Genomic DNA, 13,958 nt, shown 5'->3' on the forward strand with positions numbered 1-13,958 from the left:
GACTCATGCAACCCCCTGTTCATTCTCGGCGCGGTGTTCCTGACAATAGTCGCTGTCGGAACACACGAACATGCGTTTGCCTTCGTCATCGACGATCATTTCATCCAGGAAACTTTCGCGCGATCCACACAGTGCGCATTCATGTTCCCACTGTTGAATGCTAAACGGATGATCCTCGAAATCAAGGCTCTTGACCTTGGTATAAGGCGGAATGGCATAGATGCGGCGTTCACGGCCCGCACCGAAAAGCTGGAGCGCGGGATTCATGTGCATCTTCGGGTTATCGAACTTCGGGATTGGCGAGGGCGACGACAGATAGCGGTCGTTCACGAGCACCGGATAATCGTAGGTCGTTGCAATGCTGCCGTGCTGCACGATGTCCTCGTAGTACTTCACGTTGATCAGGCCGTAGTCGGCCAGCGAATGAAGCTTGCGGCACTCCGTCACGCGCGGTTCCAGCCGATAAAGCGGCTCGGGCATGGGCACCTGGTACACGATGATCTGCCTGTCCGTCAGCGGCGTCTCCGGAATCCGGTGGCGCGTCTGAATGATCGATGCATCAACGGTTCGTGTGGTGGTTGCAATGCCGGCTGTGCGCGCGAAAAAGCGCCGGATGTTGACGGCGTTGGTGGTTTCGTCCGAACCCTGGTCGATGACCTTCAGCGTATCGCTACGCCCGATGATCGCCGACGTCACTTGCAATCCGCCCGTTCCCCAGCCGTATGGCAACGGCATTTCGCGCGATGCGAACGGAACCTGATGCCCCGGGATCGCAACGGCTTTCAGCAATGCTCGACGGATCATGCGCTTGGTTTGTTCATCGAGGTACGCGAAGTTATAGCCTTCCGCGATGGCGCTTTCCTGCGTACGCGCGTTCATGCTGCGTTCTCCTGCTGTTCTTTTTCCAGACCCGCGCGCAGCCGCCGCAACAACTCGAGCTCCGACTGGAAGTCCACATAGTGCGGCAGTTTCAGATGCTGCACGAAGCCCGATGCCTCCACATTGTCGCTGTGCGAAAGCACGAACTCGGCATCCTGCGTCGGCGATGCAACCGTCTCGCCCAAATCGGGCGCACGCAATGACCGGTCGACAAGCGCCATTGCCATCGCCTTGCGTTCCGAGTGTCCGAACGCGAGTCCGTAGCCTTGCGTGAACGTCGGCGGCACGTCGCCGCTGCCGGCAAACTGGTTGATCATCTGGCACTCGGTGATTTCCATATCGCCAATCTCGATCGAGAATCCCAGCTCTTCGATCTCCATTTCAACCGCGACTTCGCCGTTGCGAATCTCGCCCGCGAACGGATGCGTGTGCGAATAACCGCGCTGCGTTGCATAGCCCATTGCAAGCAGGAAACCTTCGTCGGCACGTGCGAGGTTTTGGAGACGAACCGTACGATCGACGGGGAACGTCAGCGGTTCGCGCGTGATATCGCCGGGTTCGGACGCATCCGTGTGCGCCCTTTCCTGTTCGATCAAACCTTCCTTGTCGAGCATGGCGAGCACGCGTGGCATGGGGTCCTGCTTGACCGATGGCGGCGCGATCTTCTTGCCTGCATCCGGTGCAGCGCCTTCTGCAAGCAGTTTGAAATCCAGGAGACGTTGCGTGTAATCGTAGGTTCCTCCCAGCATCTGGCCGCCGGGAATGTCCTTGAACGCCGCCGAGATCCTTCGTTCGACGCACATCTCTTCCGTATCGACAGGAAGCGTATAGCCGAATCGCGGCAACGTCGTGCGGTAAGCACGCAGCAAGAAAATCGCCTCGACCAGATCGCCCGCCGCCTGCTTGATCGCGAGCGCTGCGAGTTCTTCGTCGTAGACGGAACCCTCGGTCATCACGCGCGCAACGGCAAGCCTGAGTTGCTCGCGAATCTGGTCAACACTGAGTTCAGGCAAGGCCTGATCGCCGCGGCGTTTTTCTGCAAGCAGGTCCCATGAACGTTCGATCGCGCGTTCGCCGCCTTTGACTGCAACGTACATCAGGCCACCTCCACGCGTGTTGTGCGGGGCAGCCCGATCACCGAACCACCATGCACGAAGTAACAATCGACGCCACATGGAAATTCGCTCGCAAGCTGCGCGCGCGCTCGCCAGAACGAGCCGGGCACGCCTTCCACGCAAACTGTTTGCGCATCACGGATTCCAGGGCCGCGCCATGTTGCCGGTGCGCCGGCTGTCAGCGAATCCACGCGGATGAACAGCATCGCAGCAGTTTCCGGCGTCTCGGGTTCGCCGAGCGAGAATTCATTGATCGACGGCATGGAACCAGCGTCGTCGAGATAGGCAAACACGGCTTCCGAACAGTCATCCGTTACAGGTGCGCCGGTGTGAAAGCGCAGCGCGTCGCTCAATGATCGATGTGGATGCTGCAACAGCACGGGTGTCGAGTAGTCGGCGAGCGCGAGCAACGCGGCGTAGGCCGCGAGCGGCACGTGCGGCTCTTGTTCGTTCGCCAGAGCCGGTAGAACCGTGTCTATCGATACGATCTTGCCCGGCCGGGACAGCGCATCCAGCAGCGAGCGGAATACGCCCTGGGAATCATGGATGGTATCGGTAAAGCCGGGTGTGAGCGTGGCGAGGTCGATGCTGCCCGTGCCTGCCTCCCGCCCACCCGCCGATGGATCATTGCGTTGCATCAGTCACCTCTCACCATCGTGAAGAATTCAACTTTCGTCGCCGCCGCGCGCGCCTGCTTTTGCTCGCGGCTTTCCGCGATGCGCGCGGACAGTGGCTCGATCACGTGCCGCTGCATGCGCCCTTCGAACGCCGGCATCTGCAGCAGCGCGTCCGCCAGCGCGGCAAGCGTGGCCCGCTCTTTGTCGCGCCCCATGTGAACCGCCATGCCGACGGTCGCGCGACCCTCGGCCGACCGGACGCGCAGCGTTGCACGCGTCACGGTGACTTCGCCAAGATTGAATGCGTCGCCCGTTCCGCCCACCCGTCCACGCACCATGGCGAGACCAATATCCGGCGCGCGCAGCCAGTCGAATTCAGGGAGGCCGGTTGCGCCGAGTGCGGCCTCCATTGCTTCCTTCATGGAGGCGTGTGGCGTGCGCGCCAGGATCGCCAGCCACTCGCGCCGGGTCGCTGGCCGTGCCAACTCGGATGGCCGCGCAGAAATGTTCATCGTCAACCTCGTGATTTTGGTGATGCTAAAAAAGCCCCATATCCAACCCGTACCCTACTAGACTAATCATCTGGTCGTCTAGACGTTTACAGGTATAGATATAAAATTACCGCATGTGTCCCGCTTTCACATTTTCATCATCGGCGGCGCACTACAATGCCAATGACGATATTCAAACCGACAGGAATGACACCACCATGACATCCAACGAAACGGGGACACCGGGGCTCGCAGTCGAGCGCGGCGCGGGCGTTGCCGTATGGCGCCAGATCGAACAGATCCTTTCGGCGGAGATTACAGCGAAAAGTTTTGGCGAAGAGGGACGCCTGCCGAGCGAAGCAGAACTCGCACGGCGCTTCGACGTCAACCGCCATACCGTGCGCCGCGCCATGCTGCGTCTCGCCGCTACGGGACTGGTCAGCGTCGAGCAAGGGCGTGGCACGTTCGTACAGCCTGGCGCAATTGATTATCAGATCGGACGTCGCACGCGCTTTACGGAAAACCTGCGCCGCCACAATCAGCCATCGGCGGGCGTGGTGTTGTCGAGCGAGAAGGTCAAGGCGGATCCAGTCGCGGCCAAGGCGCTGGGCATCCGCGCCGGCACGCTTGTCTACGAGATCGAAACGCGCCATGACTCCGAGGATGTACCGCTGACCTACGCACGTAGCTGGTACCCGGCCATGCGGTTCGCCGATTTTCCCGCGGTGCTGGCGGGCAAGGCTGGTGTGAGCGCGGCGCTGGCCGAATTCGGCGTGACCGATTACACGCGCAAATGGAGCCGTATCGGCTGCGTATTGCCAAGCTCGGAGGTCGCGCGCCGTTTGCAGATCAACCGGCAACAGCCGGTCATGTGGGTCGAAAGCGTCGACGTCGACGAAGCCGGCGTGCCCATCAAATACGGGATCACGCATTTTGCGGCGGACCGCGTGCAATTGCTGGTGGAGGATGGCGTATGAGCGCATGGACGCCCGACGCGCGCATTGCGCTCTATTACGCTCCACCAATGGCGTCCGCCTGGTGGAATGCGGGCAGCGAGTGGCTTGGCCGTGATGCTGAAACCGGCGAATCCATGCAACCACCGCTCGTGCCTGCGCTTGGACAGCCGGTCGCGTCGCTGACCGTGGCACCGCGCCGATATGGCTGGCACGGCACGCTTGTACCCCCGTTTCAAATCGCCGAAGGTCATGGGCCGGAGGATGTCCTCGCTGCCGCGAAAGAATGGGCGAAGCAAATCACACCTTTCGATGTCACGCTGCAAGCCGCGGATCTGGGCCGCTTCGTCGCGCTCAAGGCGGCGCAACGCGAGCACGATGACATCATCCGCGAAATCGCCGCAAGCGCCTTGCATGCCCTTGCCTCACTGCGCGCACGGCCATCTTCCGAAGACACTGAAAAGCGGCTCGAGTCCCATCTCAATCCCCGTCAACGCGCTCTGTTGCACGAATGGGGCTACCCCTATGTGCTCGATGAATTCCGTTTCCACATGACACTTTCCGATTCCATCGATTCGGAACCGCAACGCGCCGTGATCGGGACGCTCTGGCAAGCACGCACGGAATCACTTGGACCGCTGCCCTTTCATGGCGCGGCGCTTTTCGTTCAGGCGCATCGCGAGGCGCCCTTCTCCCTATGGAAGCGTCTACCTTTCGCCAGCGCGGGAGAGCGTGAATGAACGCCGGTCAAGGCAGATTGATCTACGTGATGGGACCATCGGGCGCAGGCAAGGATTCGCTGCTCGGTTTCGTGCGCGAGCGCATTGGTTCGCAGGTAATGTTCGCGCATCGATACATCACGCGGCCCGTTTCGGAAGGCGAGAACTACGTCGCCCTCACGCACGATGAATTCGCCGCGCGCCTGGCAAGCGGCGTGTTCTCGATGCATTGGGAAAGCCTTGGATTGCACTACGGGATCGGCGTGGAGATCGATGCATGGCTCGCGCGTGGCTTGCCCGTTGTCGTGAACGGCTCGCGTCAGCATGCGCCTGCTGCGCTCGAACGTTATCCGCACACGCAGTTTGTTCACATCCACGCGAACCCTACGGTTCTCGCCGCGCGTCTCGAACGTCGAGGCCGCGAAGATTCAAGGCAGATGGAAGCACGTCTCGCGCGACGTCCGGCGTTGGTATTGCCGCGAGAGGCGCGGGTGACGACCATCGACAATTCGGGCTTGCTCGCCGATGCGGGGCAACAACTGCTTGCTGCAATCAATCAGCCGCTGAAACTGGCGTGATAAAAATGATGGGCCGGTACGAACCTCGTACCGGCCCACAATATGCAAGAGCTTCAGATCACACGTTCACGCAACCACGCCGACCCGAGATCGATCAAACTCACGATCACGATAACCATCAGCAACACTGCCGCGGTCTGCGCATAATTGAACGAGCGAATGGCTTCATACAACACCACGCCGATCCCTCCTGCGCCGACCATGCCAACGACCATCGCCGAGCGCACGTTCGATTCGAAGCGGTATAACGCAAACGATATCCACAGCGGCATGACCTGCGGCAGCACGCCGTACAGCACTTCGTCGAGACTGCTCGCCCCGGTGGCGCGCACGCCTTCGGCAGGCCGTGCATCGATAGCCTCGACAGCTTCGGCGAAGAGCTTGGCGAGCACGCCCGTGGTATGGACCCAAAGCGCGAGCACGCCCGCGAACGGCCCAAGCCCGACCGCCACGATAAACAACATCGCGAAGACCATCTCGTTGATCGCGCGGCAGGCGTCCATCACGCGTCGCACGGGTTGCGCGACCCATACCGGCGCAATGTTATAAGCCGACAACAACCCGCATGGCACCGCGAAAACCAGCGACAACGCCGTGCCCCACACCGCGACCGCAAGCGTCACGATCATCTCGTGAACATACGTACGCCAGTCGTGAAAGTCCGGCGGGAAAAAGTCACGGCCGAACTGCACCATGTTGCCCGGGTCGGCGAAGAGATCGAGCGGACGCATGTCGGCGCTACGCCACGACAGCCCGAGGACCGCCACGAACGCGATCCATCCGAACACGGATAACCAGCTGCGCTTGGGTACGTTCAGCTCGGGCTTCATGGCGTGCGGGCGAGCCGCGGCGCCGTCGAAGGAATAAGCGTCGACGGGATGCTTCACTTCGCGGCCACCGTATCCAGCTGCGCCAGCTTCTGGTCGAGCGCGGCGATCTGCGTTTTCTTGTCTTCATCGGAGAGATGCGCGTCGTTCTGAATTTGTTCCTTCTTCTGGAACAAGGCCATTTGACGGATGGGGATCAGTTGCGCATCGGTCGAGTCGGTGAAACCCGACAAGCCCGTGATGCCCTCCATGATCGCTTTCTCGCGCGGATCGGTCTGCGCGTAGTGGTCGAAGAAATTGCGCAGCTTGTCCTTCGTGGCCTGCGGCAAGTCGCGACGCCATACGATCGGATCCGAAGGAATCAGCGGCGATTTCCACAGAATGCGCACGCGCTGCAGCAACTCGGGATGCTGTTGCCGCAAGGTCTCCACCATGTCGGTATTGTTCGTCGCGATATCCACGCGATTGTTCACCACGGCCAGCATATTGGCTTCATGGCTCGATGGCAGCACGCTCTTAAAATCGTTGCGTACCGAAATGCCGTTCTTCGCAAACAGATAATACGACGGCACGAGCGTGCCCGAGGTCGAGTTCGGATCGCCGAAACCCAGGTTGATATCGTGCGTATTTTTCAACACCTGGTCGACTGTCTTCCACTTGCTGTTTACGTTCGTGATCAGGAGCGAGTAGTACCCTGCCTCGCCGCTCTTGTACTTCACTTTCGCGAACACTTCGCCATTGCCACGGTCCACTGCTTCAATCGCCGATGCGTTGCCGAAGTAACCGATCTGCACTTTATTGAAACGCATGCCTTCGATAATTCCGGCGTAGTCAGTCGCGAAGAACGGCTTTACCTCGAGTCCGGTCTGCTTGTTGAGATCGTCGATCAGCGGTTGCCAGCGCTGTTTGAGCGCGGAGGAATTATCGGTGGAAATGATGCCGAAGTTGATCGTTTCAGCGAGCACTGCCTGCGAGACGAGAGATGCAGCGAACATCGCGCCGGCCAGAAGGAATCGGGCTGATTTCATCGAATGGGTCCAGGGTTGGAAAGAAACAAAAGTGATTGGCTCAGGAGCTTGCAGCCGACGCAAATGCTGCAGATCGAGCCGATGCGCCTTCCGGACGCGCTGCTGCGCGTTCTGTTTGACGAACCGGATCGCGCTGGGCGGCGCCGGTATCGGTGTTTGGATCGGTCAGTAATTCTTCGGCTGCCGCGCCATACAACTCACGCAACAAGGCCGGCGTGAGGCTCGCGGAAGGACCGTCGTACACCACGCAGCCATTGCGCAGCGCGACCGTTCTCGCGCAGTACTTCATCGCAATATCGATCTGATGAAGCGACACGACAACCGTCAGGCCATGATCTTCGTTCAGCGACTGGAGCAGTTCCATCACGCGTCGCGAAGACTCGGGATCGAGCGATGCAATGGGTTCATCGGCGAGGACGATGCGCGCGCGCTGGACCAGCGCGCGCGCAAGCGCAGCGCGTTGCTGCTGGCCACCCGAGAGCGTGCTGGCGCGCTCGTTGATGTGGTCGCCAATGCCCATCGCCGCGAGCGATGCCATCGCGAGTTCCTGTTCGGCTCGCGGGAAACGGCCAATCAGGCGCCGCCACAACGGCACGCGTGACAACGCACCGATCAGCACATTCGTGCGCACCGTCAGGCGCCCGACGAGGTTGAATTGCTGGAACACGAAAGCGACATCGCGACGAATCCTGCGGACTTCGCGCGCCACCTTCCCGTTCTCCTGAATAGGCCGCCCGAGCAGCGTCACATGCGACGGCGCGGGGTCGGACGCAGTGAACCCCGCAATGTGCCGCAGCAGCGTGGACTTGCCTGAACCGGATGCGCCGATCAGCGCAACCATTTCGCCCTCACCCACTTTCAGGTCGATGGAGTCGAGTGCCTTGCGGCCATTGTTGAACGTCTTGCACAGACGTTCGATGCGAATTGCATCCATGATTTCCTCACTATGACGCCTGAGAATTCCAGCGTCGTACGGATTCTAGGAATGCAACATGACGACGCGGTGACGCTAGTAAGTCGTCTAGATGAATACCCAACTCGACGCGCGCTGCAGGCCTGCGGATAACAAGATTTCAACGGCTATTTAAAAAAATCTAGAATGGTCGGCGGAAGGAAGGCAGTCACAGTGGCTCACAGCGGGCATCTGATGCCAAGGACAGATCAACATTTGTCTTGAGCCCGTCGGCGTGACGTAAGACAATTCCGTTTCGTCTGATGAAACTTTGAACGTGTAATTTTCAGCTGCGGAAGTTCAAACAACTCGGCCAGGACACCACGACACGGCCGACAGCCTTCACCTTGCGTGAATGAGACTGCTAAAAACCAATCTGACGACATGCTTACATCTCTCCTTCCGCCACCCGTCTCGCCTGCGTTACGGCTGAGGTTTCATTGCCGTTCAATGGAACTGCAAAGACCGCTCTCCACGGTCACCATGGCGTTCACCGTCGTGGCCTTCCTGATTTTCGTGGTTGCGCGCGCGCACGTGACGGGCATCGAACTCCCGCTTTGGCCGCGCCTGTTGTGCGCGTTGTCGCTGTCATTGCTCGTGGCGGCAATTCCCCGGGCGCCCTCCACATTCATGTTCGGCCTGATCGGCGCGGCGTATGTCGTCGTGCTGCAGATTGGCGTGATGATCAACGTGACCGGGGTCGAACAGCCGCTTTACTGGATGCTGCCCGCTGGCATGGTCGTGCCTATCTGCGCCGCACCGCTATGGCTCACGCCGCGGCATTTCGTGCTCGGCACCATCGCGTTTTATATAGCGGGCATTCCCTTTGTGTTCTCGGTCCCCTTCACGCACGACGACTGGGTGCTGTGCGCAATGTGGGTTGCCATCGGCATTCCGACCGCGACCACGTTCCATTTCGGCTTCTACTGGTTCCGGCTCAATCACTTCCTGCTGGAAGAGAAGCTCATTACGCTCGCCGCAACCGATCCCCTCACGCAAATTCTCAACCGTCGCGCCTTCCTTGAACAAGCCGAGCAGATGCTGAGCGCACCACGCGCAGGCAATGAGATCGTCAGCGCGATCTTCCTGGACGTCGATCGCTTCAAGTCGCTCAACGATCAATACGGCCACGCACGAGGCGATGACGCGCTGCTGCAGGTCACCCAGGTCGTCAGGGAGGCAATACCGCCCGAAGCGATCGCCGGCCGGCTTGGCGGCGAGGAATTCGCAGTGCTGGTTCCGACGGCCGGAACGCATCAGGCCACGGAACTTGCGGATTCCCTGCGCATACGCATCGCGAGTATCTTGCGGCCCGATGGGTTCCTGACCGCGAGCTTTGGCGTCGCGCATCGGCGTGAACACGAGAATGTCATTGCGCTTCTCGACCGTGCAGATGAAGCGCTGTTGCGCGCCAAACATGCAGGCCGCAATCGTGTGTTCGTGGAACGGGCAAGCAGCGTCGCGCGTGTGCGGGCAACGGCTATCGATGAAGATATCGATGCGCAGGCAGATCTGACTCCCGACGCCGATACTGTGAGGCACTGGGGCCCGTTCGAACTTTCCACGCACTTCCAGCCGCTATATAGTTTGTCGCACCAGAAGCAAGTCGGCTTCGAGGTGCTTTTGCGTGGACGCGACCGGGAAGGCCAGCCCGTTCAACCGGAATTGCTCTTTGCGCCGCAATCGAACCCGGATGTCGCCGAGCTCGATTCGCTCACGCATCATTTGCACTTCAACAATGCGCGCAAGCGTTTGCCGCAGGACACGTGGCTGTTCCTGAACGTTGCGCCCTCCACCTTCATTCAGGCCGGGTATGAGCAGACGCTCGCGGACATGGCGAGCGCGGCGGGACTCAATACGGGCAGCATCGTGCTCGAAATCCTGGAGTCGGAAGGCGTGAGTGTGGAAGAGCTGGCGCTGGCCGCGTGGCGGTATCGGGCATGCGGATTTTTGATTGCCGTCGATGACTTCGGCGCCGGTCATTCCAACCTCGACCGGCTGCTGCGCATTCAACCGGATTTCGTGAAGCTCGACGGCGAACTGATCCGTGCGAAAAGCCGTGCGTCGGACCAGCCGTTGTTATCGACCATTGTGTCGCTGCTGCATCGCGCGGATATGCTCGTGGTCGTCGAGGGGATCGAGACGACCGAGGAACTCGTGCTCGCGGTTGAATCCAACGTCGATTTTGCGCAAGGCTTCTTGCTCGGCAGGCCGGGCGCGAACATCCCGGCGCCGGAGGCGGTGATGCGGCGCATCGACCATGCATTCGATGTCATCGCCGAGGGACGCAGCGTGCGTGCGAGCCGTTTTGAAACGCAACTGTCGCCCTATCTGGCAATGGTGGAAACCGCGGCGACGGCGTTATCGAACGGCGCCGATATCAATGAAACCATTGCGCCGATGACCGGCTTCGCGCTCTGCCGGCGCTGCTTCGTGCTCGACCATACGGGCCGTATCGTGGGACAGGAGTTTGTCGGGCGCGCCGGACCGGGCGGCGACTCAAGGCTTGGTCCGCTGCTGTCTACAAAATCGGCGCGCTGGGATCATCGGCCGTATTACTGGAAGGCCGTGGCGAACATGGGGACGGCGGTGTCTTGCCAGCCGTATCTATCGCTCACGAGCGGACGCGCTTCAGTCGGCGTGACGATGGCCGTGCGACGTGACGGCAAGGTGATGGTCGTTGGCAGCGAACTCGACTGGACGTCGCCGCATCTGGCGTGGCCGGCGGGGGAGTGAAGAGGGTTGCGCACATGCGTCATCCGCATCGGCTTTGCCCTCCGAGCGCGCTTTGATAGGCCGAAAACAGCGCGACCGGCGCCTCGCGCTGCGTAGTGAGAAAATCCACCAGATTATCCTGATCGAGTTCTGTCAGCGCTTTTTGGAACACTTTCGAAAGAAGCTGTGCGCGGTTTGCCTGCATTGCATCGATCAATGCCTTCTCGGCAGCCACTGCGTCGTGCAGCTTTCCGAAAGCTTCCAGTTCCTTGTTGCTTTCGCGGACCCACGCATGCAGCGCGGCGATTTCCTGCTGCGCGGGTTTGCCTGCGCTGATCAGCTGCTCGACTGTATTCTCCGGATACCGTGAGGGGAATGAACGACCGATGTCCTGGACACCGGCAGCGCGCTTTGCAGGGATTTGCCCGCAGACAATATGGATAAGGCCAATAGCGACATCGGCGCCATTCTTGCTCTCGACCGCACCCTATTTTTGAACGCATGGATGCAATGACCGACTCGACTCCCAAGCGCTTTTCCGACCCTGAGATTGCAGGGGTTTATCGCGCGATTCATGAACGCCGCGACATGCGGCATTTCACAGGTACACCTGTCGCGCCCGAGCTGATGGCGCGATTGATCGATGCCGCGCATCACGCGCCGAGCGTCGGATTCATGCAGCCCTGGCGCTTCGTGCGCGTGACTGATCGCGGCATGCGTCTGGCGCTGCACGACATCGTGGAAACCGAGCGCTGCGCAACCGCCGTGGCGCTCAACGAACGAAGCGATGAGTTCATGCGTCTCAAGGTCCAGGGCATTCTGGATTGCGCGGAGGTGCTGGTGGTTGGCTTGATGGAAGATCGCGAGCGGCATGTGTTCGGCCGCCGCACGTTGCCGGAAATGGATCTTGCATCTGTCGCATGCGCGATCCAGAACATGTGGCTCGCGGCTCGCGCTGAAGGGATTGGTCTCGGCTGGGTGTCATTGTTCGATGTCGCAGCCGTGCAGCGTCTGCTGCACATGCCGGCCGATGCGAAGCCGGTCGCCATTCTCTGCATCGGCCATGTGCAGGATTTCTACGACGAGCCAATGCTGCAAGCCGAGGGCTGGGCGAAACGCGTGCCGGCGGGGCATTGTGTTCAGGAGAACCGCTGGCCCGATGCGGTGGGCGATCGCAATAGCGAATAAAACCCTTTCCCTTGCCGCAGATCAAATCCGCGATGTAATATGACGTCTGATAACGTATGAGCTTGCCGCATACTCAGGTTTTCAACTCAAGCCGCAATTCGAGCAATTACGCAAGAGGAAGCCCGTCATGACAGCGCCAACGCGAAACCCGTTGCACTCGCCCTACCAGCCGCTCCCCAACACGTTTCGTCAGTCCGTTCTGAAACAGGAGAAACAGATCGGCTGCTGGGCGTCGCTCGGCAGCCCGATTACCACCGAGTTGCTCGGCATGCTTGGCTTCGACTGGATTCTGCTGGACGCGGAGCACGCGCCCAATGACGTCCTCACGCTCATTCCGCAGCTCATGGCCTTGAAGGAGAGCCGCAGCGCGCCTGTGGTGCGGCCGCCGGCGAACGAAAGCGTGGTCATCAAGCGCTTGCTCGATAGTGGCTTCTTCAACTTCCTGATCCCCTTTGTGGACAGCGCCGCAGACGCTGCGAAGGCCGTCGCCGCGACCCGTTATCCGCCTCAGGGCATTCGTGGGGTATCGGTAGGACACCGGGGTAATAAATACGGCACCGTGCCGGACTACCTCACCACCGCAAACGACAACATCTGCGTCATCGTGCAGATCGAAAGCCGCAAGGCGGTCGAATCAATCGATGAAATCCTGGCCGTGGATGGCGTCGATGCCGTGTTTCTCGGACCATCGGATCTGGCGGCATCGTATGGACATCTTGGCAATGCCAATCATCCGGATGTGCAAAAGGCCATCGCGCATGTCTTCGATCGCGCCCGTGCGGCCGGCAAGGCGAGCGGCACGCTTGCGCCCGTGCAGGCCGAGGCCGAACGTTACCTTGCGATGGGCTGCCAGGTGATCGCGGTCTGCGCAGACATGGGCCTGTTGCGCAACGCGGCACAAGCCGTGCAGAAACATTTCATGCAGACGTAAAGTCACAGTGACGACTGCAAACCCGAATTTTTTTGGAGGATGACATGCAAAAAGCAGGCTTTATCGGACTTGGGATCATGGGCAAGCCCATGGCTGAAAACCTCGTGAAGAACGGCGTCGCGCTTGCAGCGTTCACGCGCAGTGGCGTGCCGGCGGAGTTGACGCAAGCCGGCGCTGTCGCCTGCGACAGCCCCGCAGCGGTCGCCGCACAAGCCGATGTGATCTTCGTGATGGTCCCGGATACGCCCGACGTGGAGCGCGTCCTGTTCGGCGAGAACGGCGTGGTCGCGGCGTTGCGACAAGGCCAGATCGTGGTCGACATGAGCTCGATCTCGCCTATCGCGACGCGCGATTTCGCGGCCAAGGTCCGCGAGCGCGGTGCAGAATATCTGGACGCGCCTGTATCGGGCGGCGAAGTGGGCGCGAAAGCGGCGTCGCTGACCATCATGGTGGGTGGATCGCAAGCCACGTTCGATACCGTCAAGCCGCTCTTCGACATGATGGGCAAGAATGTCTCGTTGATCGGCGAAGTGGGCGCGGGACAGGTCTGCAAGCTGGCGAACCAGGTGATCGTCGCGGCGACCATTGAAGCGGTGGGTGAGGCGTTGTTGCTGGCATCGAAGGCGGGTGTCGATGCCGAGAAAGTACGCAAGGCGCTGATGGGCGGATTTGCATCGTCGCGCATTCTGGAAGTGCACGGCGAGCGCATGACCAAGCGCACGTTCAATCCGGGCTTTCGCATCGAACTGCATCAGAAGGATTTGAACCTGGCGCTGTCGACGGCGCAATCGCTTGGGGTATCGTTGCCGAATACCGCGACCTGTCAGGCACTTTTCAACGCGTGCGCGGCGCATGGCGGCAAGGCGTGGGATCACTCCGGCATGGTTCGCGCGCTTGAATATCTCGCCGATCACGAAATCGGTCAGGGCACCGCCAGCTGATTATTCAGCGCATGAAAAAGGGCA

The 13,958-nt window shown here is 60.4% G+C and carries 15 protein-coding genes; 8 read left to right on the forward strand and 7 right to left on the reverse strand.

The genetic code is table 11. The features are described from left to right. Window positions 1-3 precede the first annotated feature (3 nt). Genes HB633_RS18990 through phnG form a run of 4 tightly spaced genes read right to left on the reverse strand, consistent with a single transcriptional unit; the run spans window position 4 to window position 3,123 of the window. Window positions 4-879, reverse strand: coding sequence for an alpha-D-ribose 1-methylphosphonate 5-phosphate C-P-lyase PhnJ (locus HB633_RS18990; RefSeq protein WP_213779719.1), 876 nt, complete (start codon window positions 877-879; stop codon window positions 4-6). Next, window positions 876-1,976 carry a carbon-phosphorus lyase complex subunit PhnI gene (locus tag HB633_RS18995; RefSeq protein ID WP_213779720.1) on the reverse strand — a complete coding sequence of 367 codons (1,101 nt, stop codon included), beginning with the start codon at window positions 1,974-1,976 and terminating at the stop codon, window positions 876-878. Before HB633_RS18995 ends, HB633_RS18990 begins: the two co-directional genes overlap by 4 nt. Next, the gene (gene phnH / locus HB633_RS19000) at window positions 1,976-2,632 is read right to left on the reverse strand and encodes a phosphonate C-P lyase system protein PhnH (protein ID WP_213779721.1); all 657 of its coding nucleotides are present in this window, start codon (window positions 2,630-2,632) and stop codon (window positions 1,976-1,978) included. Before phnH ends, HB633_RS18995 begins: the two co-directional genes overlap by 1 nt. Beyond that, on the reverse strand, window positions 2,632-3,123 hold the full coding sequence (gene phnG, locus HB633_RS19005; protein WP_213779722.1) for a phosphonate C-P lyase system protein PhnG: 492 nt from the start codon (window positions 3,121-3,123) through the stop codon (window positions 2,632-2,634). The genes phnH and phnG overlap by 1 nt, the downstream gene beginning before the upstream one ends. Before the next feature lie 197 nt (window positions 3,124-3,320). Here phnG and phnF point away from each other — a divergent pair, with 197 nt between their 5' ends. The 3 genes from phnF to phnN are packed head-to-tail and all read left to right on the forward strand — an operon-like array spanning window position 3,321 to window position 5,352. After that, the gene (phnF, locus tag HB633_RS19010; RefSeq protein ID WP_213779723.1) at window positions 3,321-4,079 is read left to right on the forward strand and encodes a phosphonate metabolism transcriptional regulator PhnF; all 759 of its coding nucleotides are present in this window, start codon (window positions 3,321-3,323) and stop codon (window positions 4,077-4,079) included. Beyond that, window positions 4,076-4,795, forward strand: a complete 720-nt coding sequence (locus HB633_RS19015) for a DUF1045 domain-containing protein (protein ID WP_213779724.1) — start codon at window positions 4,076-4,078, stop codon at window positions 4,793-4,795. The genes phnF and HB633_RS19015 overlap by 4 nt, the downstream gene beginning before the upstream one ends. Beyond that, on the forward strand, window positions 4,792-5,352 hold the full coding sequence (gene phnN / locus HB633_RS19020) for a phosphonate metabolism protein/1,5-bisphosphokinase (PRPP-forming) PhnN (protein WP_213779725.1): 561 nt from the start codon (window positions 4,792-4,794) through the stop codon (window positions 5,350-5,352). The genes HB633_RS19015 and phnN overlap by 4 nt, the downstream gene beginning before the upstream one ends. A gap of 53 nt (window positions 5,353-5,405) precedes the next feature. On the opposite strand, the gene phnE is transcribed toward phnN, so the two are convergent. Genes phnE through phnC form a run of 3 tightly spaced genes read right to left on the reverse strand, consistent with a single transcriptional unit; the run spans window position 5,406 to window position 8,141 of the window. Continuing rightward, a complete protein-coding gene (gene phnE, locus HB633_RS19025) occupies window positions 5,406-6,182 on the reverse strand; it encodes a phosphonate ABC transporter, permease protein PhnE (protein ID WP_213779795.1) in 777 nt (258 codons plus the stop codon). A 53-nt stretch (window positions 6,183-6,235) separates the two neighbouring features. Continuing rightward, on the reverse strand, window positions 6,236-7,207 hold the full coding sequence (gene phnD / locus HB633_RS19030; RefSeq protein WP_213779726.1) for a phosphonate ABC transporter substrate-binding protein: 972 nt from the start codon (window positions 7,205-7,207) through the stop codon (window positions 6,236-6,238). A 40-nt stretch (window positions 7,208-7,247) separates the two neighbouring features. Then, window positions 7,248-8,141: a phosphonate ABC transporter ATP-binding protein gene (gene phnC / locus HB633_RS19035; RefSeq protein WP_213779727.1), complete on the reverse strand. Its 894-nt coding sequence runs from the start codon at window positions 8,139-8,141 to the stop codon at window positions 7,248-7,250. Between the two features lie 468 nt (window positions 8,142-8,609). Here phnC and HB633_RS19040 point away from each other — a divergent pair, with 468 nt between their 5' ends. From HB633_RS19040 to HB633_RS19060, 5 genes are all read left to right on the forward strand, one after another. Further along, a complete protein-coding gene (locus tag HB633_RS19040; RefSeq protein WP_255581007.1) occupies window positions 8,610-10,895 on the forward strand; it encodes a bifunctional diguanylate cyclase/phosphodiesterase in 2,286 nt (761 codons plus the stop codon). A gap of 34 nt (window positions 10,896-10,929) precedes the next feature. Beyond that, on the forward strand, window positions 10,930-11,244 hold the full coding sequence (locus HB633_RS19045; RefSeq protein ID WP_213779729.1) for a hypothetical protein: 315 nt from the start codon (window positions 10,930-10,932) through the stop codon (window positions 11,242-11,244). A gap of 140 nt (window positions 11,245-11,384) precedes the next feature. After that, window positions 11,385-12,062: a 5,6-dimethylbenzimidazole synthase gene (gene bluB / locus HB633_RS19050; protein ID WP_213779730.1), complete on the forward strand. Its 678-nt coding sequence runs from the start codon at window positions 11,385-11,387 to the stop codon at window positions 12,060-12,062. 127 nt (window positions 12,063-12,189) lie between these two features. Next, window positions 12,190-12,993, forward strand: coding sequence for a 2-dehydro-3-deoxyglucarate aldolase (garL, locus tag HB633_RS19055; protein ID WP_213779731.1), 804 nt, complete (start codon window positions 12,190-12,192; stop codon window positions 12,991-12,993). Between the two features lie 44 nt (window positions 12,994-13,037). Beyond that, a complete protein-coding gene (locus HB633_RS19060; RefSeq protein WP_213779732.1) occupies window positions 13,038-13,934 on the forward strand; it encodes a 2-hydroxy-3-oxopropionate reductase in 897 nt (298 codons plus the stop codon). Window positions 13,935-13,958 lie beyond the last annotated feature (24 nt).

The organism is Caballeronia sp. dw_276, from assembly GCF_018449635.1.
GTDB lineage: Bacteria > Pseudomonadota > Gammaproteobacteria > Burkholderiales > Burkholderiaceae > Caballeronia.